General features: G+C 70.4%; 27 protein-coding genes. 11 read left to right on the forward strand and 16 right to left on the reverse strand.

The window, feature by feature from the left end; translation table 11 throughout:
• The first annotated feature begins 21 nt into the window (after positions 1-21).
• Entirely contained in the window at positions 22-459 is a 438-nt protein-coding gene (locus tag AB0C27_RS23530) for a hypothetical protein (RefSeq protein WP_357847351.1), read from the forward strand.
• Between the two features lie 14 nt (positions 460-473).
• Complete coding sequence (locus tag AB0C27_RS23535; RefSeq protein WP_357847353.1) at positions 474-680, forward strand: hypothetical protein; 207 nt, start codon at positions 474-476, stop codon at positions 678-680.
• A 434-nt stretch (positions 681-1,114) separates the two neighbouring features.
• Here the strand turns inward: AB0C27_RS23535 and AB0C27_RS23540 are convergent, their stop codons facing one another.
• Positions 1,115-2,278, reverse strand: coding sequence for an acyl-CoA dehydrogenase family protein (locus AB0C27_RS23540; RefSeq protein WP_357847356.1), 1,164 nt, complete (start codon positions 2,276-2,278; stop codon positions 1,115-1,117).
• Between the two features lie 132 nt (positions 2,279-2,410).
• Between AB0C27_RS23540 and AB0C27_RS23545 the strand changes: the two genes are divergently transcribed.
• Positions 2,411-3,724 carry a UDP-glucose/GDP-mannose dehydrogenase family protein gene (locus tag AB0C27_RS23545; RefSeq protein WP_357847359.1) on the forward strand — a complete coding sequence of 438 codons (1,314 nt, stop codon included), beginning with the start codon at positions 2,411-2,413 and terminating at the stop codon, positions 3,722-3,724.
• Between the two features lie 20 nt (positions 3,725-3,744).
• Here AB0C27_RS23545 and AB0C27_RS23550 read toward each other — a convergent pair whose 3' ends face one another.
• The 3 genes from AB0C27_RS23550 to AB0C27_RS23560 all read right to left on the reverse strand — a co-directional run bounded on the left by AB0C27_RS23550 (position 3,745) and on the right by AB0C27_RS23560 (position 6,506).
• Complete coding sequence (locus AB0C27_RS23550) at positions 3,745-4,632, reverse strand: GNAT family N-acetyltransferase (RefSeq protein ID WP_357847362.1); 888 nt, start codon at positions 4,630-4,632, stop codon at positions 3,745-3,747.
• A gap of 163 nt (positions 4,633-4,795) precedes the next feature.
• Positions 4,796-5,272 carry a 5-(carboxyamino)imidazole ribonucleotide mutase gene (purE, locus tag AB0C27_RS23555; RefSeq protein WP_357847878.1) on the reverse strand — a complete coding sequence of 159 codons (477 nt, stop codon included), beginning with the start codon at positions 5,270-5,272 and terminating at the stop codon, positions 4,796-4,798.
• A gap of 85 nt (positions 5,273-5,357) precedes the next feature.
• On the reverse strand, positions 5,358-6,506 hold the full coding sequence (locus AB0C27_RS23560; protein WP_357847366.1) for a 5-(carboxyamino)imidazole ribonucleotide synthase: 1,149 nt from the start codon (positions 6,504-6,506) through the stop codon (positions 5,358-5,360).
• Positions 6,507-6,931: 425 nt separating this feature from the next.
• On the opposite strand from AB0C27_RS23560, the gene AB0C27_RS23565 reads away from it, so the two are divergent.
• A complete protein-coding gene (locus AB0C27_RS23565) occupies positions 6,932-7,414 on the forward strand; it encodes a GtrA family protein (protein ID WP_357847369.1) in 483 nt (160 codons plus the stop codon).
• A gap of 10 nt (positions 7,415-7,424) precedes the next feature.
• Here AB0C27_RS23565 and AB0C27_RS23570 read toward each other — a convergent pair whose 3' ends face one another.
• Positions 7,425-8,702 (reverse strand): ATP-binding protein, encoded by a 1,278-nt coding sequence (locus AB0C27_RS23570; RefSeq protein ID WP_357847372.1) that lies wholly within the window; start codon positions 8,700-8,702, stop codon positions 7,425-7,427.
• Positions 8,703-9,371, reverse strand: coding sequence for a response regulator transcription factor (locus AB0C27_RS23575; protein WP_043620820.1), 669 nt, complete (start codon positions 9,369-9,371; stop codon positions 8,703-8,705).
• Between the two features lie 228 nt (positions 9,372-9,599).
• Between AB0C27_RS23575 and AB0C27_RS23580 the strand changes: the two genes are divergently transcribed.
• Positions 9,600-10,310 (forward strand): GNAT family N-acetyltransferase, encoded by a 711-nt coding sequence (locus tag AB0C27_RS23580; RefSeq protein ID WP_357847375.1) that lies wholly within the window; start codon positions 9,600-9,602, stop codon positions 10,308-10,310.
• Positions 10,311-10,347: 37 nt separating this feature from the next.
• On the opposite strand, the gene bfr is transcribed toward AB0C27_RS23580, so the two are convergent.
• The 7 genes from bfr to AB0C27_RS23615 all read right to left on the reverse strand — a co-directional run bounded on the left by bfr (position 10,348) and on the right by AB0C27_RS23615 (position 15,322).
• Positions 10,348-10,833: a bacterioferritin gene (gene bfr, locus AB0C27_RS23585; protein ID WP_106236544.1), complete on the reverse strand. Its 486-nt coding sequence runs from the start codon at positions 10,831-10,833 to the stop codon at positions 10,348-10,350.
• 27 nt (positions 10,834-10,860) lie between these two features.
• A complete protein-coding gene (locus tag AB0C27_RS23590; RefSeq protein ID WP_132618226.1) occupies positions 10,861-11,037 on the reverse strand; it encodes a (2Fe-2S)-binding protein in 177 nt (58 codons plus the stop codon).
• A 115-nt stretch (positions 11,038-11,152) separates the two neighbouring features.
• Positions 11,153-11,773 (reverse strand): MBL fold metallo-hydrolase, encoded by a 621-nt coding sequence (locus AB0C27_RS23595; RefSeq protein WP_357847380.1) that lies wholly within the window; start codon positions 11,771-11,773, stop codon positions 11,153-11,155.
• Positions 11,773-12,858 (reverse strand): S-(hydroxymethyl)mycothiol dehydrogenase, encoded by a 1,086-nt coding sequence (locus AB0C27_RS23600; RefSeq protein WP_357847384.1) that lies wholly within the window; start codon positions 12,856-12,858, stop codon positions 11,773-11,775. Before AB0C27_RS23600 ends, AB0C27_RS23595 begins: the two co-directional genes overlap by 1 nt.
• 15 nt (positions 12,859-12,873) lie before the next feature.
• Complete coding sequence (locus AB0C27_RS23605; protein WP_357847387.1) at positions 12,874-13,866, reverse strand: adenylate/guanylate cyclase domain-containing protein; 993 nt, start codon at positions 13,864-13,866, stop codon at positions 12,874-12,876.
• Positions 13,867-13,881: 15 nt separating this feature from the next.
• Positions 13,882-14,394, reverse strand: coding sequence for a PH domain-containing protein (locus tag AB0C27_RS23610; RefSeq protein WP_357847390.1), 513 nt, complete (start codon positions 14,392-14,394; stop codon positions 13,882-13,884).
• 103 nt (positions 14,395-14,497) lie between these two features.
• Positions 14,498-15,322, reverse strand: coding sequence for a biotin--[acetyl-CoA-carboxylase] ligase (locus AB0C27_RS23615; protein ID WP_357847394.1), 825 nt, complete (start codon positions 15,320-15,322; stop codon positions 14,498-14,500).
• Between the two features lie 162 nt (positions 15,323-15,484).
• Here AB0C27_RS23615 and AB0C27_RS23620 point away from each other — a divergent pair, with 162 nt between their 5' ends.
• The gene (locus tag AB0C27_RS23620) at positions 15,485-16,567 is read left to right on the forward strand and encodes an epoxide hydrolase family protein (protein WP_357847398.1); all 1,083 of its coding nucleotides are present in this window, start codon (positions 15,485-15,487) and stop codon (positions 16,565-16,567) included.
• 46 nt (positions 16,568-16,613) lie between these two features.
• Here the strand turns inward: AB0C27_RS23620 and AB0C27_RS23625 are convergent, their stop codons facing one another.
• From AB0C27_RS23625 to AB0C27_RS23635, 3 genes are all read right to left on the reverse strand, one after another.
• Positions 16,614-19,235 (reverse strand): phosphoenolpyruvate carboxylase, encoded by a 2,622-nt coding sequence (locus AB0C27_RS23625; RefSeq protein ID WP_357847401.1) that lies wholly within the window; start codon positions 19,233-19,235, stop codon positions 16,614-16,616.
• Positions 19,236-19,303: 68 nt separating this feature from the next.
• Positions 19,304-20,860, reverse strand: coding sequence for a hypothetical protein (locus AB0C27_RS23630; RefSeq protein WP_357847404.1), 1,557 nt, complete (start codon positions 20,858-20,860; stop codon positions 19,304-19,306).
• A 25-nt stretch (positions 20,861-20,885) separates the two neighbouring features.
• Entirely contained in the window at positions 20,886-21,656 is a 771-nt protein-coding gene (locus AB0C27_RS23635; protein ID WP_346112329.1) for an ABC transporter ATP-binding protein, read from the reverse strand.
• Between the two features lie 36 nt (positions 21,657-21,692).
• On the opposite strand from AB0C27_RS23635, the gene AB0C27_RS23640 reads away from it, so the two are divergent.
• The 5 genes from AB0C27_RS23640 (at position 21,693) to AB0C27_RS23660 (ending at position 26,899) form a co-directional block, all read left to right on the forward strand.
• Positions 21,693-23,279, forward strand: a complete 1,587-nt coding sequence (locus AB0C27_RS23640) for an acyl-CoA carboxylase subunit beta (RefSeq protein WP_357847408.1) — start codon at positions 21,693-21,695, stop codon at positions 23,277-23,279.
• Positions 23,276-23,476, forward strand: coding sequence for an acyl-CoA carboxylase subunit epsilon (locus tag AB0C27_RS23645; protein WP_357847411.1), 201 nt, complete (start codon positions 23,276-23,278; stop codon positions 23,474-23,476). Before AB0C27_RS23640 ends, AB0C27_RS23645 begins: the two co-directional genes overlap by 4 nt.
• A 107-nt stretch (positions 23,477-23,583) precedes the next feature.
• Positions 23,584-24,525, forward strand: a complete 942-nt coding sequence (locus AB0C27_RS23650; RefSeq protein WP_125632505.1) for an NYN domain-containing protein — start codon at positions 23,584-23,586, stop codon at positions 24,523-24,525.
• 242 nt (positions 24,526-24,767) lie between these two features.
• The gene (locus AB0C27_RS23655; RefSeq protein WP_357847414.1) at positions 24,768-26,390 is read left to right on the forward strand and encodes an AlkA N-terminal domain-containing protein; all 1,623 of its coding nucleotides are present in this window, start codon (positions 24,768-24,770) and stop codon (positions 26,388-26,390) included.
• Positions 26,387-26,899 carry a methylated-DNA--[protein]-cysteine S-methyltransferase gene (locus AB0C27_RS23660; RefSeq protein WP_357847417.1) on the forward strand — a complete coding sequence of 171 codons (513 nt, stop codon included), beginning with the start codon at positions 26,387-26,389 and terminating at the stop codon, positions 26,897-26,899. The genes AB0C27_RS23655 and AB0C27_RS23660 overlap by 4 nt, the downstream gene beginning before the upstream one ends.
• Positions 26,900-26,935 lie beyond the last annotated feature (36 nt).

Below are 26,935 nucleotides of genomic sequence, written 5' to 3' on the forward strand. Positions count from 1 at the left end.
GACCGAGCAGAATGGTGTCACATGGGGCAGGACGAGGTTTCCACATGGGACGGCGTCACGCTGCGGTCGACTTACAGCGACAAGGTGATCGAGGGACGCGACAAGCTGGCGGACGCGGCGCGTGACGGTGACTGGTCCACGGTCCTGGATCTCCTCGAAGCGCACCCTGGCTGGATCAACAGCGGCAGAGTCGGCGGCAGTAGCTGGTACGCCCCGCTTCACCAGGTCGCCTGGCACGGCGCCGACGCCGACATCGCTCACCGGCTGGTCGCGTACGGCGCCTGGCGCACGCTGCGCACCGCTCAAGGAGAGCGGGCGGTCGACATCGCCGATCGCCTGGGACACCATCATCTCCTGGTGCCGCTGACGCCGGTTGTTTACCACCCACTGCCGGCAGAGACCCTGAGATCGATCCAACGCCACTTTCACCTGCTGATTCACGACAGGCCAACGATCTGATCACCGATCATCAGTTGCGCCTTCCCAAGCTGGAGCCGCTCACCGAGCAACAGAACCCGGCCTGCTGGTTCGCCGTTCCCGGCATGTACGGCGGTTTCAGTTATCGGCTGAGCGGGGCCGAACTGACCGTGGAAAGCTGGAGCCGCATCGCCGGAGGATCAGGCCAGCGACACGTCATCGACGAACACGGCGCACGGCTTGTCGCCGAGGGTTTCGTCTGACCGACAAAATCCAGACACGGCCTCACCGGCCCCGGTCACAGCGGCTCACCAGTCACAACCGGGTGATCGCCGTCGCCCGGCCGATCTCCTTCAAGAGGTCCTATGGGACAGCCGGTGCGGCCCGCGTCGATGACCAGCCGAATGCCCCTCTGGATCCCGCCCTCCTCCTACGCCTACGAGCGGATATGGGTGCGTGACACGGGGCTGGATGGGGTCGAAGGACCTGTTCAGGTCATCGGCTGACGCGGCGGGGTTTGAGCTGGGGTTTGGGGGCCGCGCCCCGATGGACACAGCCTGAGCCCCGTGCGCGCAGCGCCCCCAGGGAAGACCTTGCTTTTGGGTTGGGGCTTGGGGGGCCGTGCCCCCCAAAGGTGCAGTCTGAGCTTCTGTGCGCGAAGCGCCGCTTTTGCGATGACCGTGCTTTCCCCCTGGGCCTATTTGAGGAGCTGGCGGGCCATGACCACGCGCTGGATCTGGTTGGTGCCCTCGTAGATCTGGGTGATCTTGGCGTCGCGCATCATGCGTTCCACCGGGAAGTCCTTCGTGTAGCCGTACCCGCCGAGCAGTTGCACCGCGTCCGTGGTGATCTCCATGGCCGCGTCCGAGGCGGTGCACTTCGCCGCGCTCGACAGGAAGGTCAGGTCCTTCTGGGGCTCCCCGTGCATCGCGCGTTCCGACTTGGCGGCGGCGTGGTACGTGAGCTGGCGGGCCGCTTCGAGCTTCATGGACATGTCGGCGATCATGAACTGGAGGCCCTGGAAGTCGGCCACCGGGCGGCCGAACTGCTTGCGTTCCTTGACGTAGCCGATCGCGAAGTCGAGGGCTCCCTGGGCGATGCCGAGGGCCTGGGCGGCGATGGTGATGCGGGTGTGGTCGAGGGTGGCGAGGGCGGTCTTGAAGCCGCTGCCGGGGGCGCCGATCATGCGGGAGGCCGGGATGCGGACGTCGTCGAGGATGACCTGGCGGGTGGGTGAGCCCTTGATGCCGAGCTTCTTCTCCTTGGGGCCGAAGGAGACGCCTTCGTCGGACTTCTCCACCACGAACGCGGAGATGCCGCGCGCGCCGGCCTCCGGGTCCGTCACCGCCATCAGGGTGTAGTACTCGGAGACGCCCGCGTTCGTGATCCACATCTTCACGCCGTTGAGGACGTAGTGGTCGCCGTCGGCCACCGCTCTCGTCTTCATGGCGGCGGCGTCCGAGCCGGCCTCCGGCTCCGACAGCGCGTACGAGAACATCGCCTCCCCGCGCGCCACCGGCGCGAGGTAGCGGGACTTGAGCTCCTCCGACGCCGAGAGCAGGAGGGGGACCGTGCCGAGTTTGTTCACGGCGGGGATGAGGGAGGACGACGCGCAGGCGCGGGCCACCTCCTCGATGACGATGACCGTGGCCAGCGCGTCCGCCCCGGCGCCCCCGTACTGCTCAGGGACGTGTACGGCGTGCATGTCCGCCGCCACGAGCGCCTTGTAGACGTCCCAGGAGAACTCCTCGGTCTCGTCGATCTCGGCGGCGTGCGGCGCGATCTTCTCATCGGCCAGGGCCCGTACGGTCTCCCTGAGCATGTCGTGCTCTTCGGCGGGCGCATAGAGAGGGAAGCTCATGCTGCAAATACTAGGACGTCCGAGCATCTTGTTACCAGCGGGTACGGTTTGCGGGGAATTGCAGGTGGCACGTAGCAGATAGCGAGGGCCGGTAGCCGGTAGCATGCCTGCGCGATCGAAAGGAGCCTCCTCGTGCCATATCGCCTCACGGTGATCGGGACCGGATACCTGGGCATCACGCATGCGGCGTGCATGGCTGATCTCGGATTCGACGTCCTGGGCCTCGATATCGACGCCGACAAGATCCGCCGGCTGAACGCGGGCGAGCTTCCCATTCACGAACCGGGCCTCGAAACCGTCCTTCGCCGTGGCCTCGAATCGGGCCGGCTCCGCTTCACCACCTCCTACGAGGAGGTCGCCGCCTTCGGCGACGTGCACTTCGTCTGCGTGGGCACACCGCAGAAACGCGGCGAGTATGCCGCAGACGTCACATACATGGACAACGCCATCGAGTCCCTCGCCCCGTTCCTCGATCGCGAGTGCCTGGTGGTCGGCAAGTCCACCGTTCCCGTGGGCACGGCCGAGCGGATGGCCGACAAGCTGACCCGGCTCGCCCCGGCGGGCGGGCACGCCGAGCTGGCCTGGAACCCCGAGTTCCTGCGCGAGGGCTTCGCCGTCCAGGACACGCTCCACCCCGACCGCATCGTCCTCGGCGTACGCAGCGAGCGGGCCGAGAAGATGTTGCGCGAGATCTACGAGCCGCTGGGCGAGGTGCCGGTCGTGGTGACCGACTTCGCCACGGCCGAGCTGGTCAAGACGGCCGCCAACGCGTTCCTGGCCACCAAGATCTCCTTCATCAACGCCATGGCCGAGGTCTGCGAGGCCGCGCACGCCGACGTCGAGCTGCTGTCCGAGGCGCTCTCGTACGACGACCGCATCGGTGGCCGCTACCTCAACGCCGGCCTCGGCTTCGGCGGCGGCTGCCTGCCCAAGGACATCAGGGCCTTCATGGCCCGCGCCGGCGAGCTGGGCGCGGACCAGGCGCTGACGTTCCTGCGCGAGGTGGACGCCATCAACATGCGGCGCCGGGCCCGCATGGTCGACCTGGCCAGAGAGCTGGCCGGCGGCTCCTTCCACGGGTGCACGGTGGGCGTGCTGGGCGCGGCGTTCAAGCCGAACTCCGACGACATCCGCGACTCTCCCGCCCTCGACGTCGCCGTGACGATCGGGCATCAGGGCGGACAGGTCACCGTGTACGACCCGATCGCCCTCGACAACGCTCGCAAGGCGCATCCCGAGCTCAACTACGGCGAATCTGCCGTGGAGGCGGTGCGCGGGGCGCATGTGGTGCTGCTGCTGACGGAGTGGCAGGAGTTCGTGCAGCTCGATCCGGTGGAGCTGGGGGCCGTGGTCGCGACCCGGCGCATCGTGGACGGGCGCAACGCGCTCAACTCCGATTTGTGGCGGTCGGCGGGCTGGCACTATCGCGCCCTCGGCCGTCCCTGACCCCCATCCGGCTTCCGTGGCTACGCCAGGTGCCGGATCCACTGGGTGAAGAGGGGACGATAGCCGCGACGGGCCCAGAACGGCGTCGAGAGCGGGTTCGGCAGCGCGTGGTGCAGCACCATGGACGTCACGCCCTCGGCCGCCGCGTGATCATGGGCCGCGTCGGTGAGCGCCACGCCCACGCCCTGGCCGCGGGCCGCCGGTTCGACGTACATGGTGCCCAGGTACGCCACGGGCGCGGCGTTCACGGACGACGAGATCCAGCGGGTCCTGGTGGGCGGCTGGACGATGACACAGCCCGCCGCCTGGCCGCATACCTCGGCGAGCCAGCACCACTCCAGCGGCAGCACCTCCTTGGCCACCGACTCCCGCAGCCGCTCCGTGGTGGACGCGCGCGCCGTGACCCAGCCGAACTGGGCGTCGTAGTCGACCAGCCGCCGGTACATGCCGGTCACGACGTCCAGGTCGTCCTGGTTCGCCCGGCGTACGGTGACGCCGGGGACGGGAGCGGCAGGCGTGTGCGGCAGGATGCGGCGGGCCGCCGCGGCGGCGACGGGCATGAAGCCGCGCAGGGCCAGCGCCTTGACGGGAGCGGTGTCGCGGCTCGGCCATGACACGCTCAGCGCCTGCCCGGGGCCCGCGGGGCGGCGGCGGGCGAGCCAGCGGTCGAGCACGGCTCCGAGCGCGGCCTCGGGGTCGGGGCCCGCAACGCGGGCCTGGAGGCGGTGGACGACCAGAGGGGACCAGGTGGCCTGCATGCTGTCGGGGTCGAGCCGGTCCGTCGAGGCGAGCCCGACGGCGTCGCGCACTTCGAACCATTCGCCCTTGCCGTGGAGCTCGTCCTGGCCGGCGACGAGCGGGTCCACGGCGCGTACGCGAGCCGCATGGCCCTTGATCAGGTCGTCCATCCCGGCACCCTAACCGCCTCGGAGCCCATGAATAAAGGGGGTTCAGCGCCGAGTGCCACGTCCCGGTAGTGGCGGGCTCAGCGCCGAGTGCCACGTCCCGGTAGTGCCGGGCTCAGCGCCGGGCGACCCGTCCCGGTGGTGCCGGGCTCAGCGCCCGGCGGGCTCAGAGGCCGGCGGCCTCCGCGCGCAGCTTCTCGCCCTTCGCGTACGCCTGCTCCTTCAACCGCCCCTGGAACTCCTCCATTCGCGCCCGCAGCCCCTCGTCGGAGGCCGCCAGGATGCGTACGGCGAGCAGCCCGGCGTTACGAGCCCCGCCGACCGCCACGGTGGCGACCGGCACCCCGGCCGGCATCTGGACGATCGACAGCAAAGAGTCCATACCGTCCAGGTATTTCAGCGGCACCGGCACCCCGATGACCGGCAGCGGCGTGACCGAGGCCAGCATGCCGGGCAGGTGGGCGGCCCCGCCCGCGCCCGCAATGATGACCTTGACGCCCCGGGACGCGGCCTGCCGGCCGTAGTCGATCATCTCGACGGGCATGCGGTGGGCGGACACCACGTCGGCCTCGAACGGCACCCCGAACTCGGCCACCGCCTCGGCCGCCGCCTTCATCACCGGCCAGTCGGAGTCGCTGCCCATGACGATGCCGATCACGATGCCTCCTTCGCCGGCCCCGCGACCCTCGCGGCGCCGTGTCCTGCTGCCGACCCGGTGACGTGCCTGCTCACACGTACTCCCCCGTCATCAGGTGCACGGCGGCGTGGCGGGCCCGGGCGCGTACTTCGTCCAGGTTGGAGCCGAGGGCGGTCACGTGGCCGATCTTGCGGCCAGGACGCACCTCCTTGCCGTAGAAGTGCAGCTTGATGCCTGGATCGTGGGCCAGCACGTGCTCGTAGCGCTTGAACACGTCAGGGTCGTCGCCGCCGAGCAGGTTGGCCATGACGACGTACTGGGCGGTCATCTTGGGCGTGCCGAGCGGCAGGTCGAGCACGGCCCGCAGGTGCTGCTCGAACTGCGACGTCGTCGAGCCCTCGATGGTCCAGTGGCCGCTGTTGTGGGGGCGCATGGCCAGCTCGTTGACCACCAGCCCGCCGGAGGTCTGGAACATCTCGACCGCCAGCAGCCCGGTCACCCCGAGCTGGTCGGCGATGGTCAGGGCGATGCGCTGGGCCTGGGCCGACTGCTCCTGATCGAGGCCGGGTGCGGGAGCGATGACCTCGACGCAGATGCCGTCCTGCTGCACGGTCTCGACGACCGGGTAGCTCACGCCCTGCCCGTGGGGCGAGCGGGCCACCAGCACCGCCAGCTCCCGTTCAAAGGGCACGAAAGCCTCGGCCATGAGCTCGATCCCGGACGCGAACGCCTCCACGACGTCGGCGGGGGACCGGCACACCCACACGCCGCGCCCGTCGTAGCCGCCGCGCACCGCCTTGAGCACCACGGGCCAGCCGTGCTCGCCGGCGAAGGCCGTGACGTCGTCGACGGAGCGCACGCGCGCCCAGGCGGGGCAGGGCGCGCCGATCGCGGTCAGCCGCTCGCGCATGACCGTCTTGTCCTGGGCGTGCACGAGCGCGTCGGCGCCCGGGTGCACGACGTAGCCGTTGGCGGCCAGGGACCTGATGTGCTCGGTGGGCACGTGCTCGTGGTCGAACGTGATCACATCGCAGCCCCTGGCGAACTCGCGCAGATCACCAAGATCGCGATAGTCTCCGATGCGCGTGTCGACGACGACCCTGGCCGCGCTCTCCTCAGGATTGTTGGCCAGCACCCGCAGCTCGACGCCGAGCGCGATGGCAGGCAGCTGCGACATCCTGGCCAGCTGGCCCGCGCCGATGATGCCGACGACCGGCCCGATGGGGCTGTATGAACTCACGCCAGGTGAGCTTACCTGGACGGATGGGCTTTCCCCGACCCGCCCGGAGCAATCCGCGACGGGCCGGGGCTGGGCGGCCGTTCCGGGTCGCCTCACAGACGCCGCCGTTCCGGGTCGCCTCACAGTGCACGACCGTTCCGGGTCGCTGACAAAGCGCAGCCGTTCCGGCTCGTCTCGCAGGCACGGCCGCCCAGCCGTCGCGCAGGCACAGCCGTCAGGCCGCATCACAGGTACGGCCGTCCAGCGTTCGCGTGCCCTCGAACTGCACCGCAGCGTATTCCCCCTCCCGCCGTTATGCCCCGCATAAGGCGATATTTCGCTAGATGTTCTTTGCGCGGTATGTTCGGCGGTCTGACACTCGCCCGACATCCCGGCCGGTACGCTGGGGCGAACAGGCACGATGAGGGAAGGGACCGAGCAGAGACGTGGATTTCGTCAGACGGCTCTACCAGCGGTTCTCGGCCCTCGTGCACGAGCTGGCCAAGTTCGGCAGCATCGGGGCGGTGGCGTTCGTCATCGACCTGAGCCTGCTCAACCTGTGCAACAGCGTGCTCGACCTCGGCCCCCTGACCTCGAAGGTCGTGGCGACGACGATCTCCACCACCTTCGCCTACCTGGGCAACCGATACTGGACCTTCCGGCACCGCGAGCAGAGCGGGCTGGGCCGCGAATACTTCCTGTTCTTCCTGCTGAACGGCATCGCGCTGCTGTTCGGCATGCTGACGATCGGCTTCACCACCTACACGCTCGGCCTGCACGACACCCTCAGCTTCAACATCGCCAACATCGTCGGCGTGGGGCTCGGCACCCTCTTCCGCTACTGGTCGTACAAGAAGTGGGTGTTCCTGGAGGCCACCGAGCCGATCCCGGTCGAGCTGCCCGAGGGCGGCGTCAAGCAGGAGCGCTGACCCCACCCCCTCACGCCGGGCCGCTGACCACCCGGTTCCTGTTGTCGTCCTCCGCCGGCCGCAGGAAGATGGCGAACGTCGCCGGACGGCGGCGTACGAGCTCCAGCCGGCCGCCGTCGGCGGCGGCCAGCGCGCGGGCCAGCGTCAGCCCGAGCCCCGTGCCTCCCCCACCGCTCACGTTGCGCTCGAAGATCTTCGGGGCGATCTCGTCGGAGATGCCGGGCCCCTGGTCCGCCACCTCGATCACCACGTAGTTGTCGCCGCAGCTGCTGGTCACGGTGACGTCACCGCCGCCGTGCCGCAGGGAGTTCTCCAGCAGCGAGGCGATGACCTGGCCGAAGCCGCCCGTGGTGGCCATCGCCTTCAGGTCGCGGGCGCCGTCGAGGTGCAACCCGCGGCCCGCGTCGCGGAAGACCGGCGCCCACTCGGTGATCTGCTGGTCGAGCACCTCGTCGATGGCGACAGGTTCGGCCTGGGCGTGGCGCTGGCGGCGGGCGGCGGCCAGCAGCTCGTCGATCACGGCGGTCAGCCGCTCGGCCTGGACGATCGCCGCCTCGCCCTCCTCGCGGACGACCTCGGGCTCGTCGGAGGCGGCGACGATCTCCTCCAGGCGCATGGTGAGCCCGGTCAAGGGGGTACGGAGCTGGTGGGAGGCGTCGGTGGCGAACTCCCTCTCGCGGGTGAGCAGGTCGGAGATGCGGGTGGCGCTGCGGTCGAGCACCTGGGCCACCCGGTCCAGTTCGGGGATGCCGTAGCGGTGTTTGCTCGGCCGCGCGTCCCCCGAGCCCAGCCGGTCGGCGATCTTCGCCAGGTCCTGGAGGGGCAGGGTCAGCCGGCGCGACTGCACCACGGCCAGGCTCACGGCCACCGCCAGGGCGGCGACGGCCAGGGCCACGATGAGCAGCAGCCTGGCCCGTACGTCCTGCTCGACCTGATCCTGGTCGCGGCTGATCCGTACGTAGACCCCGGTGTTGGTCTGGGCGTCCTCGGTCATCAGGTGACCGGACGGCGGGGGGTCGCCGACGACGGTCACCCTCAGGGGGGTTCCGCGTTCCCAGATCTGGATGAATCTGCCCGGGTACTTCTGCTCCAGTTGCTGGGGATCGAGCGGCGTCTCCTGGACGCGGGCGTACTCCACCTCTCCCACGAGACGCTTGGCTTCCGCCCCGAGCTCCTGAGCCGCCTCATCGACGATCAGGCGGCTGACGACGACGCCCAGGGGGACCCCCAGCAGCAGGACCGCGATGACCGCGACGACCAGGGTGGAGGAGAGCAGTCGGCGGCGCATCTACTCGCGCTCGAACCGGAAGCCGACCCCCCGGACGGTCGTGATGTAGCGCGGCTTGGCCGCGTCGTCGCCGAGCTTGCGGCGTAGCCAGGAGATGTGCATGTCGAGGGTCTTGGTGGAACCCCACCAGTTGGTGTCCCACACCTCGCGCATGATCTGCTCGCGGGTGACGACCTTGCCCGCGTCGCGGACCAGGACGCGGAGCAGGTCGAACTCCTTGGTGGTCAGGTGCAGCTCCTTCTCCCCCATCCAGGCGCGCCGGGAGTCCGCGTCGATGCGCACTCCCTGCACGACCGGGGTCTCGGACGTGCCGCGGCGCAGCAGCGCCCGTACCCGGGCGAGCAGTTCGGCCAGCCGGAACGGTTTGGTCACGTAGTCGTCGGCGCCGGCGTCGAGGCCGACGACGGTGTCCACCTCGTCGACGCGGGCTGTGAGTATGAGCACCGGGGTGCCGTGCCCTTCGGCGCGGATCCGGCGCGCGACCTCCAGCCCGTCCATCTCTGGTAGGCCAAGGTCGAGAACGATGAGGTCGATCCCGCCCGACAGTGCCCTTTCCAGGGCCTGTGGGCCGTCGGGACTCACCTCAACCTGATAGCCCTCGCGGCGCAGCGCACGCGCGAGTGGCTCGGATATCGAGGTGTCATCCTCGGCGAGAAGTACGCAGGTCATAAAGCGATCGTAGGACCTTAGGCGATCGTTTCCCGGGCGCAGCGCGCGGTTTGACTCGTCGTTGACCTATCCATTGACCTGGGCAAACGTAGCCAAAATACGGTAGGTCGTGATTAAAGCACCGCTGCTTCGGGGGGTGAATTCATCGGGTGATCATGCCCACCGATGAATTGCCGCAATCCACCCTCTCGGCGGGTCGTCGTCACGGCATGGTGCGATCATGGGGAAATGTCGTTGCCTGCCGCCGATCGCGCGCGTGAAATGTGGTCCCGCCTCGCCGGCGCGCCCGCCGGCTTCCCCCGCCCCGGTGACGTCGGCGTGGTGGTCTCGGGCGAGTCGGCGTTGTGCCCGCCGGGTTGGAGCGGGCTGGTCGAGCTCGGCGGGGCGATCCTGGCAGTGGTGCCGCGCCCGGAGCTGGTGGACGGCGTATGCGCGCGGCTGCTCGCCCTGCTCGGCGAGGGGGACGGGCTCTCCCGGCTGGCGGTGGGCGAGGTGCCGGGCCCCGCGGAGCTCGCCTACCTGGACGATACGGACTTCCGGCCGGCCGGCGCGGAGGTGGAGCGTCTGCCGTCCGGGCACGGCGACGTGAAGGCGCTGCTGGCGTCGGTCCCCGAGGCGGACGCGGCGGAGTCGGGGCTGGAGGATGCCGGGTCGCCGGTGTACGTGGTCCGCGACGGGTCGCGGGTGGTCGCGGCGTCGGCGTACAGGCTGTGGCTGGAGATGGCGGCGCACGTCTGTGTCCTGACGGCGGACACGCACCGGGGGCGCGGGCTGGCCCGCGCGGTGGCCTCGGCGGCGGTGGCGGACGCGCTGGCGAACGGGCTGCTGCCGCAGTGGCGGGCCCGGCCGGTCGCCTCGCGCCGGGTCGCCGCGGCGCTCGGCTTCCGCCGGCACGGCGAGCAGCTCAGCGTCCGCGACCTGGCCGCCGCCGTGAAATGAGGCCGTGAGATAAGGCCGGGCCGGGTCGGTGCGGGCGTCAGTCGCCGCTGGAGCGGGGCTCGGCGTAGCGGGCCAGGTAGAGCTGCTCGCCGAGGCTGCGGATCAGCCCCAGCTCCGTCTCCAGGTAGTCGATGTGCTCCTCCTCGTCCCGCAGGATGTCCTCGAAGATGTTCGCGGAGGTGATGTCACCCTTCTCGCGCATCAGCTGGATCGCCGGCCGCAGCCGCTCGACCACCGACATCTCCACTTCGAGGTCGGCCCGCAGCTGCTCCTCGACGGTCTGGCCGATGTGCAGCGTGCCCAGCCGCTGGTAATTGGGCAGGCCCTCCAGGAAGAGGATGCGGTCGGTGAGGCGTTCCGCGTGGCGCATCTCCTCGATGGACTCGTCGCGGGTGTGCTCGGCCAGCTTGGTGTAGCCCCAGTTCTCCTGCATCTTGGCGTGCAGGAAATATTGGTTGATCGCGGTGAGCTCCGCGGTCAGCTGTTCGTTGAGCAATTCGATGATCTGCTTGTCGCCCTGCATGGAAACGGGCTCCTCATCGCTATCCGGCTATGCGGTCGTCAGTTCTTCCGACCGTTTCAGGATCGCACAGATCTTCCGTACACAACGGGCACAGTCACCACCGGCACCTGTAGTGTCGCGAATCTGCTTCGCGCTCGTCGCCCCGGCGGCGATGCAGTCGTGCACCTCATTCTCGGTCACAGCACGACAAACGCACACGTACATCCGGGGACAAGCCTTTCGAGCAGGGGAAGGTGCCGTTAGGTTAGGCACGCCTAAGGTACCTCACTATGGTTAGGCTTGCCTATGTTGACTGTGTCACAGTCGCCTTCCCCGGCTGTCAGTGCCCCCTGGCGATCCATTCCTCCAGATGAGGAGCCTCGGCCCCGATGGACGTCGAGTCGCCGTGACCGGTGTGGACGACCGTCTCGGGCGGCAGGGTCAGCAGCCGCTGCCTGATCGAGTCGACGATGGTGTCGAACGAGCTGTAGGAGCGCCCGGTCGCCCCCGGCCCGCCCTTGAACAGCGTGTCGCCGCTGAACAGGACCCCGAGCTCGGGCGCGGACACGCAGACCGCCCCGGGCGAGTGGCCCGGCGTGTGCAGGATCTCCAGCACGGTGCCGCCGGCCACCAGCTTCTCGCCGTCGGCCAGCGGCTCGTACGACACCTCGGGGCCGTACACCTGCTCCCACAGCACCTGGTCGTCCGGGTGCAGCCGGATCGGCGCCCCGGTCAGCCGGGCCAGGTCGGCGGCGGCGTTGATGTGGTCGTTGTGGGCGTGGGTGCAGACGATGGCCCTGACCGCGCGGCCGCCCACCCGTTCGGCGATCGGCGCGGCGTCGTGGGCGGCGTCGATGACCACCACCTCACGCGCGTCGCCGACCAGCCAGACGTTGTTGTCGACCTCCCACGTGCCGCCGTCCAGCGAGAACGTGCCCTTCGTGATGACCCGGTCGATCATCAGAAGACCACCACCGAGCGCAGCACCTCGCCGCGGTGCATCTTCGCGAACGCCTCCTCGACCCCGTCGAGCGCGATCGTCTCGGAGACGAACTTGTCGAGCGGCAGGCGGTTCTGCAGGAACAGGTCGATGAGCATGGGGAAGTCGCGGCTGGGCAGGCAGTCGCCGTACCAGGAGGACTTGAGCGCGCCGCCGCGGCCGAACACGTCGAGCAGCGGCAGGTCGATGCGCATCTCCGGGGTCGGCACGCCGACCAGCACGACCGTCCCGGCCAGGTCACGGGCGTAGAACGCCTGCTCGTACGTCTCCGGCCGGCCCACCGCCTCGACCACCACGTCGGCGCCGTTGCCGCCGGTCAGGTCGCGGATGGCCTCGACCGGGTCGCTCTCGCGCGAGTTGACCGTGTGGGTGGCGCCGAACTCCTTGGCCCACTCCAGCTTGCGATCGTCGACGTCGACCGCGATGATCCGGCTCGCCCCGGCCAGCGAGGAGCCGAGGATCGCCGCGTCGCCGACGCCGCCGCAGCCGATGACCGCCACGCTGTCGCCGCGCGTCACCCCGCCGGTGTTGATCGCCGCGCCGAGCCCCGCCATCACGCCGCAGCCGAGCAACCCCGCCACCTGGGCCGGAGCCTCGGCCGAGACCTTCGTGCACTGGCCGGCCGCGACGAGCGTCTTGTCCAGGAACGCGCCGATGCCGAGCGCGGGCGACAGCTCGGTGCCGTCCTTGAGCGTCATCTTCTGCTTGGCGTTGTGAGTGGCGAAGCAGTACCACGGGCGGCCGCGCAGGCAGGCCCGGCACTGGCCGCACACCGCGCGCCAGTTGAGGATCACGAAGTCGCCGGGCTCGACCTCGGTGACGCCTGGGCCGACCGCCTCGACCACGCCCGCCGCCTCATGGCCCAGCAGGAACGGATAGTCGTCGCTGATCCCGCCCTCGCGGTAGTGGAGGTCGGTGTGGCAGACCCCGCAGGCCTGCACATCGACGACCGCCTCGCCCGGACCGGGATCGGGCACGATCACCGTCTCGAGCGATACTTCCTGGCCCTTGCCCCGGGCGACCACGCCCTGCACTTCGTACGGCATGCCAGCCATCTTGTGTCAGAGGGATGATCTCCGCAAGACATACGGCTGGACCACGCCGAGTCCTCTGGCCGGACGGTGCCGGATCTTGCGTAGTTCGCAGCCGTCCTCGCCGGTCAGGGCCTCGGCCAGGGCCGCGTCCACCAGGATGGTGCCGGGCCTGGCGATGGCGGTGAGCCTGGCCGCCAGGTTGACGGTCGTGCCGAAGACGTCGCCCATCAGCGGCACGACGGGGCCGTAGGCCAGGCCGATGCGCAGTTCGTCCGTGCCGGTCAGGTCGAGCGCGACGGCCGCCGCCTGCGCCGGGGTCGGCGCCGTGAACAGCACCTCGTCGCCCAGCGTCTTGACCAGCCTGGCTCCGTGCGTGGCCACCACGTCGGAGGCCCGCGACTCGAAGCCCTCGACCAGCTCGGCCAGCGCCTTCTCGTCCAGCTCGCGGCTGCGTCTGGTGAACGAGACCAGGTCGGCGAAGCCCACCGCCATCGGCACCCTGGCCGGCGCCAGCTCGTCGGTGACGTCGGCGATGGCCAGCAGCCGGGTGCCGGCGGCGGCCAGCTGGGCCCGCCACACGTGGACGAGCACGCGCTCGAAGTCGGGCATCAGCCGCTGGGCGGTGTCGAGCACCCGATCCAGATCCGCATCCGCCGACGGCTCGGCATCCACCGACGGCTCCGGCATCATCGTGCCCATCATGATCTCGGCCTGCCACTGCGCCAGCCTGGCCGTGGTCTGGCCGAGGGCGCGGGCCATCCGGATCAGCGTCTGCTCGTCGAGCAGGCCGCCGTCGAGCATGCTGCGCACCCGGCGCAGCGCGTCGGCGTCGCCCTCGGTGAACGCGACCGCGTCGTCCGCCCGCTGCGCGAAGCCGAGCGCCCGCCAGATGCGCTCGGCCAGCGGCTGCGGCACCCCGCTCGCCGCGGCCACCTCCGCCCGCGTGTAGCGGGGCGCCTGGCCGAGCAGCAGGCGTTCGATCTCCTCGGCGCTCGGGCGGCCGGGGCGCGCCTCGCTCACCTGCGGCCGGACGGGTCAGCGCCCATCGAGCTCGCCGTCCGAGGCGTCCTCCACAAGCCGGAACAGGTCGGTCCTGACGTCCTGGATGCGCGGGATGTCGCGCAGCACGATCTCGCCCCGGTCACCGGCCGACTCGACGGTCAGCGTGCCGCAGCCCAGCAGGCGCTCGGCGAAGGTCTGGTCGGAGCTCACCGTGTTGACCTTGGTGATCGGGATCTCGTCGGTCGACTTGTTGAGCACGCCCGTGCTGATCGTGAAGCGGTGGGTGGTGAGCACGTAGCCGGTGTTCTTCCACCGCAGATAGGGGACGAACGACCAGATCGTGAGCAGGATGAGCCCGACGACGACGACGGCGATCCTGGCGTAGAAGGCGTACTCGAAGTCGCCGGGGATGAAGTAGAGCGCCGCACCGGAGGCGAGGGCGATGAGAAGCAGCGCGATGAAGGGGACGATCAGTCGCTTCCAGTGGGGGTGGAAGGATCGGACGCGCCGCTCACCCTGCGTCAGATGGTGGTCGGGAATGGTCATGGCCCAAATCGTGCCATCAACCCGGCCCGCCTGCTATGCCGACGACACAACCGGACGACCCTCCGGCGATCGGCGGCGACCGGCTGCGACCGGCGGGGACGGGCTACAGGTCGGCCGGGCGGACGTGCACCACGTCGCCGGCGCTCAGCGTGTGGCGCTCGCCGCCCGCCTCGACCTGGAGATGCCCGGAGGCGTCGATCCCGGCGGCGAGCCCCGTCAGCGACCGGTCTCCCGGCAGCTCCACCCGGACCAGCCGCCCGACCGTGGCGCTGGAGGCCAGGTAGGCGGGGCGCAGCCCGGACGCGTCCGCGTCGCCGCCGGCCTCCGTCCAGTCGCGGTAGTGGCTCTCCAGCTCTCTCAGCACGGCCCGCAGCAGCGGGTCGCGGTCGAGGCAGGAAGCCTGCTCGATGGCCAGCGACGTGGCGGTCTCGACCGGGAGCTCGTCCTTCCTCAGCGTCACGTTGAGCCCCATGCCGATGACGACGGCGTCGTCGGCCCGCTCGGCCAGGATGCCCGCCAGCTTGCGCTCGCCGATCAGCAGGTCGTTGGGCCACTTGAGGCCCACGTCCACCTCGGCCAGGCGGCGGATCGCCGAGGCGGCGGAGACGCCGTACAGGAGGGACAGCCAGCCCTGCGCGGCGATCGGCGTCTGCGGCCTGAGCAGCACGGAGAAGGTCAGCCCCGAGCGGGGCGGCGCCGACCAGGCGCGGCCCAGGCGGCCCCGGCCCGACTCCTGGACCTCGGCCACCAGCACCGTCCCGGCGGGGGCGCCGCTCCTGGCGGCCCTGGCCAGGTCGGCGTTGGTGGAGCCGGTGCTCTCGACGACGGTGACACCGGTCCACAGCGAGCCGGGGCGGACCAGGGCCCGGTTGAGGGACGTCTGCGAGAGTGGCGGACGGTCGAGGTCGGAGTATCGCGAGTCGGGCATCCTCCCATCTTCGCGGATGGCCTGACCTCTCAGGACGACGCCTACCAGGCAGGACGGGCCGGACAGATCTCCGTCCGAGAAAAGTGTGGAATAAAGCATTCCGTTCTGCTATTCTGAGATCAGAACAAAGCGTTCCGATCCACGACTATCCGGAGGCTCCCCATGAGCGCCATCACCTCCTTCCGCGTCGAGATCCCGCAGTCCGAGCTCGACGACCTCCAGGCCCGCCTCGCGCTCACCCGCTTCACCGACGAGATCCCCGGCGCCGAGCAGGGCGTCGCCGTCGAGCGGGTCAAGCGCCTGATCGGCCACTGGCGCGACGGGTTCGACTGGCGGGCGCAGGAGGCCAGGATCAACGCCTTCCCGCAGTTCACCACCGAGATCGACGGGCAGAACATCCACTTCATCCACGTACGCTCCGATAACCCCGACGCGCTCCCGCTGATCCTCACCCACGGCTGGCCCGGCTCGATCGCCGAATACCTCGACGCCGTCGAGCCGCTGTCGCGCCACTTCCACCTGGTCATCCCGTCGCTGCCCGGCTACGGGTTCTCCGGGCCGACGCGGGAGCTGGGCTGGAACAACCAGCGCATCGCCAGGGCGTGGGCCGAGCTGATGGCGCGGCTCGGCTACGAGCGTTACGGCGCGGTCGGCAACGACGCCGGCTCGATGATCTCCCCCGAGGTCGCCAGGATCGACGCCGAGCGCGTCGTCGGCGTGCACGTCACCCAGCTGTTCTCGTTCCCGTCGGGCGACCCGGCCGAGTTCGCGGAGCTGAGCGAGGAGGACCAGGCCGGGCTGGCCGTGCTCGACTGGTTCTGGAAGGAGAAGGGCGCCTTCAACGTGCTGCAGTCACAGCAGCCGCAGACGCTCGCGCACGCCATCGCCGACTCCCCCGCCGGGCTCGTGGGCTGGCTGGCCCAGCTCTTCGACGAGGACCTCGACGACGACTTCGTGCTCCTCAACGCGGCCATCCACTGGTTCACCGGCACGGCCGGCTCGGCGCTGCGGCTGTACTGGGAGAACGCCAGGGCCGAGCAGCCGAAGGAGCCCACGACCACGCCGACCGCGCTGGCCATGGCCGAGGGCGACTTCAGGTCGATCCGCCGCTTCGCCGAGCGCGACCACGCGAACATCGTCTCCTGGAAGACCCTGCCCGCCCCGGCCCACGGCCACTACACCGCCCACACCGCCACCGAGGCGCTGACCTCCGACGTCATCGCCTTCTTCGGCAGTGTGCGCTGAGCGCGGCCCGTGGCGGAGAGCGCCACGGGCCGCCGCCCTTGCGGGGTCAGCCGGTGTTCTGCAGCCCCGCCGCCACCCCGTTGACCGACAGGAGCAGGAGCGTGGACATGCGGTCGCGCTCCCGCTCCGACAGGTCCTCGGTCCGCAGCGCGCGCAGGGCCCGGAGCTGGAGGTGCGAGAGCGCGTCCACGTACGGGTCGCGGAGCTGGACGGCCCGCGAGAGCACCTTGCGGTTCTCCAGCAGCCGGGTGTGGCCCGTGACCTTGAGCACCAGGTCGCGGGTGCGGTCGTACTCCTCCAGCACCTGGCGGGCGAAGTCCTCCCTGCCGCCCAGGGCCAGATAGCGCTTGGCGATCGAGCGGTCGGTCTTGGCCAGCGACATCTCCGCGTTGTCCAGCATCACGTTGAACAGCGGCCATTCCGCGTACGCCGCCCGCAGCTCCTCCAGCGAGCCGACCGAGGCCAGGCCGGTGCCCAGGCCGTACCAGCCGGGCAGGTTGACCCGGGTCTGGGCCCAGGCGAAGACCCAGGGGATGGCCCGCAGGTCGTCGAGGGAGCGGGGCGCGCCCAGGCCGCGGCGGGCCGGGCGGGAGCCGAGCCGCAGGGTGCCGATCTCCTCCAGCGGGCTGACCAGGCCGAACCACTCGGGGAAGCCAGGCGCCTCGGTCAGCGCCCGGTACGCCTCCTCCGAGGCCCCGGCCACCCGCTCGGCCAGGCCGCGGAAACGCTCAGCCGCCGTCGCGGTACGGGCGCCGACCGTGGGCGAGGAGGCCAGCAACACGGCGTTGGCCACCTGCTCCAGGTGCCTGCGGGCGATGGCGATGTGACCGTAGCGGGCGAAGATGACCTCGCCCTGCTCGGTGACCTTGAACCGGCCGGCGACCGAGCCGGGGGCCTGGGCGAGTACCGCGCGGTTGGCCGGGCCGCCGCCCCGCCCCAGGGCGCCGCCCCTGCCGTGGAACATGCGCAGCTTGACGTCGTGCTCGGCGGCCCAGGCGGTCAGCTCCTCCTGCGCCTCGTACAGCCGCAGGGTGGCCGCCGCCGGGCCGAGCTCCTTGGCCGAGTCGGAGTAGCCGAGCATGATCTCCATGCGCCGGCCGGTGTCGGCCAGGCGCCGCTGGATCTCGGGGATGTCGAGCATGCCGGTCAGCACGGCCGGCGAATTGGCCAGGTCCTGGCCCGACTCGAAGAGCGGCACCACGTCGAGCGTCGGGGCCCGCTCGCCGAGGGCGCGCCGGGCCAGCTCGTAGACGGCCGCGATGTCGTCGGCGGAGCGGGTGAAGGAGACCACGTAGCGGGAGCAGGCCGTGACGCCGAAGCGCTCCTGGATCCAGCCGATCACCCGGATCGTGGCCAGGACCTCCTCGGTGCGCTCCGACAGCTCGCCGCCGGCCCGCAGCTCCTCCAGGGCGGCCGCGTGCACCTGGGAGTGCTGGCGCACCTCCAGCTCGGCCAGGTGGAAGCCGAACGTCTCCACCTGCCACATGAGGTGCTGCAGCTCCCCGTACGCCTGCCGCGGCGCGGACGCGGCCAGCGACTCCTGGGCCAGCCGCAGCTCGGCCAGCAGTTCGGCGGGCGAGCGGTAGGCCAGGTCGAGATCGCGGCGGCGGGTCGCGGCGATGCGCGCGGCCACGAACAGCAGCCACTGCCGGTGCGGCTCGCGCGGCGAGCGGGTGGCCAGCTCGGAGACCACGTCGGGATGGGCGTCCACGGCCGCCGCCAGCGCCCCGGCCAGCTCGGGCGAGCTGGGCGCGAACTGGGCGGAGGCGGTGAGCGTGCGGGCGATGCGGGTGCAGGCCGTCTCCAGGGCGGTCAGCACGTGCTCGGACTGGATCTGGATCGTCTCGCGGGTGACCCTGGAGGTGACGTTGGGGTTACCGTCGCGGTCACCGCCGATCCAGCTCCCGTAGCGGATGAAGGGCCTGGCCAGCGGCGGCCGGGTGCCGGTGCCCTCGTCGAGCGCGGCGTCCAGCGCGCGGTAGACCTGCGGCACCATGCGGAACAGCGTCTCGTCGAAGGCGGCCATCGCCGTGCGGACCTCGTCGAGCGGGTCCAGCTTGGTCGAGCGGAGCTGGGCCGTACGCCACAGCAGGTCGATCTCCTCCAGCATGCGCCGCCTGTTCTCGGCGCGCTCGGAGGCCCCGCGTCCGGGGGTGTTGTACTCGGTCAGCTGGCCGCTGATCCGCTGGATGGCGGTGACGACGGCGCGCCTGCGCGCCTCCGTGGGATGCGCCGTGAGCACCGGATGCAGCTCCAGGCCCTGCAGCAGCTCTTCGACGCGCTCGTGGCCCAGCTCCTGCACGGCGTGCGCGAGCGACTCGCGCTGCACCCTGCCCTCGGCGTCCCGTTCGCGCAGCGTGCGGATGCGGTAGTGCTCCTCGGCGAGGTTGGCCAGGTGGAAGTAGCACGTGAACGCGCGGGCCACGGCCACGGCCCGCTCGATCTCCCATCCGGCGACCATTTCGGTGATCACGTCGGCCGAGATCTCACCCCTGCGCGCGGCGATGACGGCCTTGCGCAGTCGTTCGACGTCGGCCAGCAGGTCGTCGCCGCCCTGCTCGGCCAGCACCTGGCCGAGCAGTTTGCCGAGCAGCCGCACATCGTGGCGTAGCTCGTCCGGCATCTCGGTTACGGCGGCACTGCGACGCTCGAGCCCCTGGTCAATCATGTTTCGAAGGGTATCCAGTCGCTTCTCGGCGCCGTAGACCGGTCTCAGGTATTGGACTAGACCACTGGTCAGGTGGGCTTCGAGATGGCCGCGAGCAGCTCGGGCGTACGGGGGAAGCCGATCTTGGCGGCCAGGCGGCGGCCCATTGTCTCGGCCAGCAGGCCGTAGAACGGCGCCACCACGCACACCCAGTAGAGCCCGAACAGCAGCGGCACCACGAACGGCAGCGTCAGCAGCGCGATACCGGCCGTGGCCCCCAGCGCGGAGGCGGCGGCCACGCCACCCTGGCCCGGCGCGGCGCCGCTGAAGGCGTTCATCCGCTCGGGCAGCGTGTACGGGAGCACCACGCTCGTCACGGAGCCGACCCCGAGCCCGATCCCGAGCGCGCCCCACCCGGCCATCACCGCCGGCACGATCGAGCCGGGATTGCCGGTGAGCAGCCCGGCGGCCACGCCCATCACGGTCAGCAGCGGCACGGCGAGCAGCGCGTTGGCCAGGTGCCGCCCGGCCAGGTCGGTGATCAGGCCACGCTCGCTGCCGAAGACGACGGCGTTCATCCACAGGGAGCGGCCGTCGATGCCGAAGATGTTGCCCGCCTGCAACGCGATCATCAGCGCGCCCGCGGACGTCAGGAGGACGGGCAGCCCGGCCCCGGCCCCGAGGTTCCGCATCGAGAAGGCCAGCACGACCGTGACCACCGCGGCGCTGAACCAGCCCACGCGGGAGCGGGGCTCGCGCCTGATGTACTTCAGCTCCTTCGTCACCACCGCCGCCAGCGGCCCGTCCGGCAGGATCCGGTCGATCAGGCCCAGCTCCCTGCGTACGGAGGCGGCCTGGGTGGAGGCGTCGGGCGTGACCAGCGCCCGGTTCAGCGCCTTGATCCACAGCCAGGCCAGCACGGCCACGAGCAGCGCCACGAACACGATCTCGGCCAGGCCCACGAGGCCGCCGTCCGCGATGGCGTGGGCCATCATCCCGGACGGGGTCCACCGCAGCACGTCCGCCATCCGGTGCAGCATGGCCGCCGGGTCGCCGAACCCGGCGTTCATCACCAGGTTGGGCAGTTGCGAGAGCACCACGAAGAGCAGCGCGGCCACGGCCAGCACGTCACGGCCGCGCCGGGTGCGCAGCGCGCTCGACAGCGACGTGGTGATCAGCCGGGACGCCACCACGCAGAGCGCGAACTGCACCAGCACGGCCGGCACCCCCAGCAGCCAGCCACCGGCGCTCGACGCCAGCCCCACCAGGGCGCCGAACGTGACGATCAGCATGCCCGCCGGCCACACGCCGGTGACGGACGCGGTGAACATGCCGACCGCCATCCGGCCCGTACGCAGCGGGAACAGCGCCAGCTTCGCCGGGTCGAGCGTGTCGTCCAGGCCGAACACGAGCAGCGGCACGATCATCCAGCCGACGAGGAAGGCCGTGAAGGCGACGATGGTCAGCGAGGAGGAGATGTCGGGCGGCGCGAAGCGCAGCAGGCTCATGAGGAAGAAGCCGAGCGCGGCCAGGAAGGTCGCGGCCACGAGGGTGAAGATGAAGCCGAGCTTGCGCTGCAGGTCTCCGCGCAGGTTGCCGGCCAGCAGGCGCAGCTTGAGCCGGGCGAAGAGCGTCACCGTGGTCATCGTGCCGCCTCCCGTCGCGGGCCGCTCATGCCTGCGGCTTGGCGCCGAGCCAGGTCAGGCCCGTCTCGCCGTCTTGGGGCGAGCCGCCGACCAGCTCAAGGAACGCCTGGTTGAGGCTGCGCCCGCCGCGTACGTCCGCTAACGGGCCCTGCGCCACGATCTGGCCCGCGCTCATCACCGACACCCAGTCGCACAGCCGCTCGACCAGGTCCATGACGTGGCTGGAGAAGATGACGGTGGAGCCGGAGGCGGTGAAGCGCCGCAGCACCTCCGTCAGCGTGTTGGCGCTGACGGGGTCGACGCCCTCGAACGGCTCGTCGAGGAAGAGCACGGACGGGTTGTGCAGCAGCGCGGCGGCCAGGCCGATCTTCTTGCGCATGCCGGTGGAGTAGTCGATGACGAGCTTGTCGGCGGCGCCGGCCAGGTCCATCACGGCGAGCAGTTCGCCCGCGCGCCGCTCGACCTCGGCCTTGGGGATGCCGCGCAGCCTGCCGTTGTAGAGCAGCAGCTCGCGGCCCGACAGCCGTTCGAACAGCCGCAGCCCCTCGGGCAGCACGCCGATGCGGGCCTTGACCTCGACCGGGTCGCGCCACACGTGGAAGCCGTCGACCTCGGCCGAGCCCCCGTCGGGCCGGAGCAGCCCGGTGATCATGCTGAGCGTGGTCGTCTTCCCCGCGCCGTTGGGGCCGACCAGCCCGGCGAAGCTGCCCGCGGGGACGACGAGGTCCACCTCCGCGACGGCGATCTGCTGCCCGTATCGCTTGAACAGCCCATGGGTGCGAACGGCATCCGTCATGGATCCACTCTAGGCAGAGGGGCTAGCCTTGCGCGCATGAGCGCTGCCGAGGCGATGCCAGAAGAACCGGATATCCACACCACCGCAGGGAAGATCGCCGACCTCGAACGCAGACTCGACGAGGCCGTGCACGCGGGCTCGGCGGCCGCGGTGGACAAGCAGCACGCCCGGGGCAAGATGACGGCCAGGGAGCGGGTGCTGGCGCTGCTGGACGAGGGCTCGTTCGTGGAGTTCGACGAGTTCGCCAGGCACCGTTCCACGATGTTCGGGCTCGAACGGCGGCGCCCCTACGGCGACGGCGTCATCACCGGGCACGGCACGATCGACGGCCGTCAGGTATGCGTCTTCTCCCAGGACGTCACGGTCTTCGGCGGCTCGCTCGGCGAGGTGTACGGCGAGAAGATCGTCAAGGTGCTCGACCTGGCGATCAAGACCGGCTGCCCGATCATCGGCATCAACGAGGGCGGCGGCGCCCGCATCCAGGAGGGCGTGGTCGCGCTCGGCCTGTACGCGGAGATCTTCAAGCGCAACGTGCACGCCTCGGGCGTGATCCCGCAGATCTCACTCATCATGGGCGCCGCGGCCGGCGGCCACGTCTACTCCCCCGCGCTGACCGACTTCGTGGTGATGGTGGACCAGACGTCCCACATGTTCATCACGGGGCCCGACGTGATCAAGACGGTGACCGGCGAGGAGGTCACGTTCGAGGAGCTCGGCGGCGCGCACGCGCACAACACCAAGTCGGGCGTGGCCCACTACCAGGCCACCGACGAGCAGGACGCGCTCGACTACGTCAAGGCGCTGCTGTCGTACCTGCCGTCGAACAACCTGGACGAGGCGCCGGTGTTCGAGGCGGCGGCGGATCTGGAGCCGGATCCCGAGCTCGACGAGGTGATCCCCGACTCGGCCAACCAGCCGTACGACATGCACCAGGTGATCGAGCACGTGCTGGACGACGGGGAGTTCCTGGAGGTCCACGCCCTGTTCGCGCCGAACATCGTGGTCGGGTACGGCCGGGTGGACGGCCAGCCGGTGGGGGTCGTGGCCAACCAGCCCATGCATTTCGCCGGATGTCTGGATATCAACGCATCCGAGAAGGCTGCCAGATTTATTCGAACATGTGATGCGTTTAATATTCCAATCCTGACTTTTGTCGATGTTCCGGGTTTCCTGCCGGGCACCGATCAGGAATGGAACGGAATCATCCGTCGCGGGGCCAAGATCCTTTACGCGTACGCCGAGGCCACCGTCCCGTTGATCACCGTGATCACTCGTAAGGCGTACGGCGGCGCGTACGACGTCATGGGCTCCAAGCACCTCGGCGCGGACGTCAACCTGGCCTGGCCCACCGCGCAGATCGCGGTCATGGGCGCGCAGGGCGCGGTCAACATCCTCTACCGGCGCGAACTGGCCGCCTCCGACGACCCCGACGCCGAGCGGGCAAGACTCGTCACCGAGTACGAGGACACGCTGGCGAATCCGTACATCGCGGCGGAGCGCGGCTACGTGGACGCGGTGATCCGGCCGTCCGAGACCCGGCCCCAGGTGGTCAGGGCGCTGCGCGCGCTACGGAACAAGCGGGCCACGCTGCCCCCCAAGAAGCATGGGAACATCCCGCTGTGACGCCACATCTGCGCATTGTCCGCGGCGACGCCACGCCCGAGGAGATCGCCGCACTGATCGCCGTCCTCGCGACGAGACCCGCCGCGCCCGAGCCTCCCGCCACCCCCCGAAGACATACGTGGCGAAACCCGGCTAGAGGTATGCGTAAGCCTGTCGTGCCAGGGAAGTCGGCATGGCGGATGAGCGCTCTACCCTAGATAGATCCTGCGAATCGGGTGTCAAGTTCCCCGGGAGTTGGGACTATCTAGAGAAAGTAGGCGTATATAGTCAGCCGATCAACTAACACCGCGGCCTGGAGGACGACATGGCCATCCCAGACCTCATGCCGCATCCTGTGGCAGCCAAGTACGCCGTCCTAGTGGATGTCGGTTATCTCTACGCGGCGGCGGGTGAAGTGCTGCTCGGTGCGAAGGAACGCAAGGAATATCGGGTGGCCGCCGATGAGCTCATCCAGAGTCTACAGAAACATGCAGAGGAACGTATATCTGGCGAACTTCTGCGGATCTATTGGTATGACGCCGCCCGTGACCGAGTGCCGACCGTCGACCAGCGGGTGATCGCCCAGCTTCCCTGGGTCAAGGTGCGCCTCGGCAACCTGAACGCCCGTGGCCAGCAGAAAGGCGTGGACGCGCAGATCAGGAGCGATCTGGAGGCGCTGGCCAGGCACCACGCGGTCACCGACACGATCCTGCTGGCGGGCGATGAGGACATGGTTCCGGCGGTCGAGGCGGCGCAGGCGTACGGCGTGCGCATCCATCTTTGGGGCGTCGAACCTCCTTACGGCACCAACCAGGCCGAACGCCTCGTGTGGGAGTCCGACACCGTCGAAGTGATCTCCGCTGATTTCCTAAGGCCCTTTTTCAGCCGTGCGCCGCAACCCGTCCCCGTCACCCCACCCGCCGCCGCGCCCTCGCCCGCGCAGGTCTTCGCCGGCCGCGCGCCCGTCAAGCCGCACGCCAAACCCGGCCAGGTCGCCAAGCTCGGGCCCAGCCGGCCGCGCGTCGAGGACGTCGGCGAGCACGTGGCCCAGAAGTGGATCCTCACCCGTGGCCGCGACAACATCCGCGACCTGCTGCCCGGCCCGATCCTGCCGACCGTCATCGACACCGAGCTGCTGATCGAGGCCGAGAAGGAGCTGGGGCACTCGCTGCGGCCCTATCCCGAGGCTCGGGTGTGGCTGCGTGACGGGTTCTGGGCTCGGGTCTACCGGGAGTTCGACCTGGGGGTGGGGGTCTCGTCGAAGTGACCCGCGACGTGCGGCCGGCGCCGTGACCCACGGCGCCCGGCCAGGGTCGGGCGGCCCTGAGCCCGGCCGTCGTGGCGCCTCCTGAGCCGGCCGTCGTGCGACCCTGAGCCGGCCGTCGTGCGGCCCTGGACCGGCTGTCGTCGGCGGGGCTGAGCCGGGCGTCGTCCGGGGTTCCAAGGTCTGGGCGGTGACGTCCGATTTCCGCCAGTCGGTACCTCCGGGAAGCGCATACTGTCGGAAACATGTCGCCCACAGAGCTCGACTTCGACTCCTGTTACCGGGCCGTCTCCGCCAGGGACTCCCGGTTCGACGGTCGTTTCTACACCGCGGTGACGACCACCCGTATCTACTGCCGCCCGATCTGCCCCGCCCGTACGCCCGCGTCCCGTAACGTGCGCTTCTACCGGCACGCGGCCTCCGCCGAGGCGGCCGGGTTCCGCCCGTGCAAGCGCTGCCGCCCCGAGCTGTCGCCCGGTGACCCCGGCTGGGACCTGCGCGGCGACCTCATCGGACGGGCGCTGCGCCTCATCGACGACGGCGACGCCGACGAGCAGGGCATCGCCGGGCTGGCCAGGCGGCTGCACATCACCGAACGCCACCTGCACCGGCTGTTCGTGGCCGAGCTGGGCGTCGGGCCGCTGGCGGTGGCGCGCACGAAGCGGCTGCTGCTGGCCAAGCAGCTCCTGACGGAGACGGCACTGCCGGTGACGGAGGTGGCGTTCGCGGCGGGGTTCGGCAGCGTACGGCAGTTCAACGCGACGATGCGGGAAACGTACGGCTTCACGCCCAGCGAACTGCGCGCCACGTCGGGCCCCCGGACGGCCAGAAGCACAGCCGGACTCCGGACAACCGGCAGCACAACCGCCTCCCGGACGACCGGCAGCACGACCGGCTCGCGCACAGCCGACAGCACGACCGGCTCGCGGACGGCCGGAAACATCCCCACGGCCGCCACACCACGCGCCCACCCATTGGTGGCCGACCTGCCCATCCGAGCCTCGGAGAGCCTTCCTGAGGCCGCCACAGCAGAATCCCCCGGTCCTGCGGCACTGCCGGCCGGCCCCGTCACGCTCCGGCTGCGGCTGAACCGGCGGGAGCCGTACGACGTGGACGGGATCTTCGCGTTCCTGGCCTCCCGGGCGATTCCCGGACTTGAGGTGGCGGAGCCGAAGTCGTACACGAGAGCCGTACCAGGCGGGACGATCACCCTCAGTCCCCGGCCGGACCACATCGCCCTGGACGTGGCGGTCGAGGACACCCGGCTGCTCGCCCGCGTCGTGGCCCGCTGCCGCCGGCTGCTCGACCTGGACGCCGATCCCGAGGCGATCTCGGAGGTGCTCGGCCAGACCTCGCTCGCCCCGCTGGTCGCGGCGCGGCCTGGGCTGCGGGTGCCGGGTACGTTCGACGGGTTCGAGCTGGCCGTACGCGCGGTCGTCGGCCAGCAGATCTCGGTGGCCGGCGCCCGTACGCTGCTCGGCCGCATCGTCGCCCGCGCCGCCGCACCCGGCGGGCTCTTCCCCGCTCCCACCCACCTCATGGAGACCGACCTGACCGGGCTCGGCCTGACCAACCGCAGGATCGCCACGCTCAAGGAGCTGTCCGCCCACCTCACCGAGGGCCGGATCGACCTGGACGGCGGCCAGGACCCGGCGGAGGCGGTGGCGGGGCTGCTGGAGGTGCGCGGCATCGGCCCGTGGACGGCCGGCTACATCGCGCTCCGCGCGCTGCGCGACCCCGACGCGTGGCCCACGGGAGACCTGGTGCTCGTCAAGCGCATGGCCGCCCTGGGCATCCCGCACGACCACATCGAACGGTGGCGCCCGTGGCGCGCGTACGCCGCCCTGCATCTCTGGAGCTCCTCATGATCGCTGCCCAGCTCGTACCGACGCCGGCGGGGCCGCTGGCCCTGCTGTCCCGCGAGGGTGTGCTGGTCGCGGCCGGCTTCACCGCCGACCCCGAGCAGATGTTCGGCCGCCTCACCCCTGAGCTCCAGGCGGAGGGCTTGGAGGTCGTGGACGACCTCGGACCAGCCTCGGAGGCCGTACGCGCGTACCTGGCGGGAGACCTGACCGCCCTGGACGCCGTCCCGGTCTCCCAGCCCGGCACCCCGACCCGCCGCCGCCTGCACGCGGCGTTGCGCGAGGTCAAGCCGGGCACGACGGTCTCGTACGGCGAACTGGCCGAACGAGCCGGCCTGCCGAAGACGGCCGCCAGAGCGGCGGGCTCGGCCTGCTCCCAGAACCTGATCGCCCCCTTCGTCCCCTGCCACCGCGTCCTGCCCAGCAGCGGCGGGTACGGCGGCTATTACTACGGCGTACCGGTAAAAGAGTGGCTCCTTACCCACGAATCAGGAGGAATTGCCAACCCAAAGTAATCTAATGGCAGCTCTCGGTAATATGTTCGGGACGGC

The organism is Nonomuraea sp. NPDC048882 (assembly GCF_040649755.1).
GTDB lineage: Bacteria > Actinomycetota > Actinomycetes > Streptosporangiales > Streptosporangiaceae > Nonomuraea > Nonomuraea maheshkhaliensis.

Excerpts from the sequence above, each read along its gene's own strand:
- AB0C27_RS23530 (WP_357847351.1), top strand. The coding sequence starts at position 22 with ATGGGGCAGGACGAGGTTTCCACATGGGACGGCGTCACGCTGCGGTCG.
- AB0C27_RS23540 (WP_357847356.1), bottom strand. The coding sequence starts at position 2,278 with ATGAGCTTCCCTCTCTATGCGCCCGCCGAAGAGCACGACATGCTCAGG.
- AB0C27_RS23550 (WP_357847362.1), bottom strand. The coding sequence starts at position 4,632 with ATGGACGACCTGATCAAGGGCCATGCGGCTCGCGTACGCGCCGTGGAC.
- purE (WP_357847878.1), bottom strand. The coding sequence starts at position 5,272 with ATGGGCAGCGACTCCGACTGGCCGGTGATGAAGGCGGCGGCCGAGGCG.
- AB0C27_RS23570 (WP_357847372.1), bottom strand. The coding sequence starts at position 8,702 with ATGCGCCGCCGACTGCTCTCCTCCACCCTGGTCGTCGCGGTCATCGCG.
- AB0C27_RS23575 (WP_043620820.1), bottom strand. The coding sequence starts at position 9,371 with ATGACCTGCGTACTTCTCGCCGAGGATGACACCTCGATATCCGAGCCA.
- AB0C27_RS23580 (WP_357847375.1), top strand. The coding sequence starts at position 9,600 with ATGTCGTTGCCTGCCGCCGATCGCGCGCGTGAAATGTGGTCCCGCCTC.
- bfr (WP_106236544.1), bottom strand. The coding sequence starts at position 10,833 with ATGCAGGGCGACAAGCAGATCATCGAATTGCTCAACGAACAGCTGACC.
- AB0C27_RS23590 (WP_132618226.1), bottom strand. The coding sequence starts at position 11,037 with ATGTACGTGTGCGTTTGTCGTGCTGTGACCGAGAATGAGGTGCACGAC.
- AB0C27_RS23595 (WP_357847380.1), bottom strand. The coding sequence starts at position 11,773 with ATGATCGACCGGGTCATCACGAAGGGCACGTTCTCGCTGGACGGCGGC.
- AB0C27_RS23600 (WP_357847384.1), bottom strand. The coding sequence starts at position 12,858 with ATGCCGTACGAAGTGCAGGGCGTGGTCGCCCGGGGCAAGGGCCAGGAA.
- AB0C27_RS23610 (WP_357847390.1), bottom strand. The coding sequence starts at position 14,394 with ATGACCATTCCCGACCACCATCTGACGCAGGGTGAGCGGCGCGTCCGA.
- AB0C27_RS23615 (WP_357847394.1), bottom strand. The coding sequence starts at position 15,322 with ATGCCCGACTCGCGATACTCCGACCTCGACCGTCCGCCACTCTCGCAG.
- AB0C27_RS23620 (WP_357847398.1), top strand. The coding sequence starts at position 15,485 with ATGAGCGCCATCACCTCCTTCCGCGTCGAGATCCCGCAGTCCGAGCTC.
- AB0C27_RS23625 (WP_357847401.1), bottom strand. The coding sequence starts at position 19,235 with ATGATTGACCAGGGGCTCGAGCGTCGCAGTGCCGCCGTAACCGAGATG.
- AB0C27_RS23630 (WP_357847404.1), bottom strand. The coding sequence starts at position 20,860 with ATGACCACGGTGACGCTCTTCGCCCGGCTCAAGCTGCGCCTGCTGGCC.
- AB0C27_RS23635 (WP_346112329.1), bottom strand. The coding sequence starts at position 21,656 with ATGACGGATGCCGTTCGCACCCATGGGCTGTTCAAGCGATACGGGCAG.
- AB0C27_RS23640 (WP_357847408.1), top strand. The coding sequence starts at position 21,693 with ATGAGCGCTGCCGAGGCGATGCCAGAAGAACCGGATATCCACACCACC.
- AB0C27_RS23650 (WP_125632505.1), top strand. The coding sequence starts at position 23,584 with ATGGCCATCCCAGACCTCATGCCGCATCCTGTGGCAGCCAAGTACGCC.
- AB0C27_RS23655 (WP_357847414.1), top strand. The coding sequence starts at position 24,768 with ATGTCGCCCACAGAGCTCGACTTCGACTCCTGTTACCGGGCCGTCTCC.
- AB0C27_RS23660 (WP_357847417.1), top strand. The coding sequence starts at position 26,387 with ATGATCGCTGCCCAGCTCGTACCGACGCCGGCGGGGCCGCTGGCCCTG.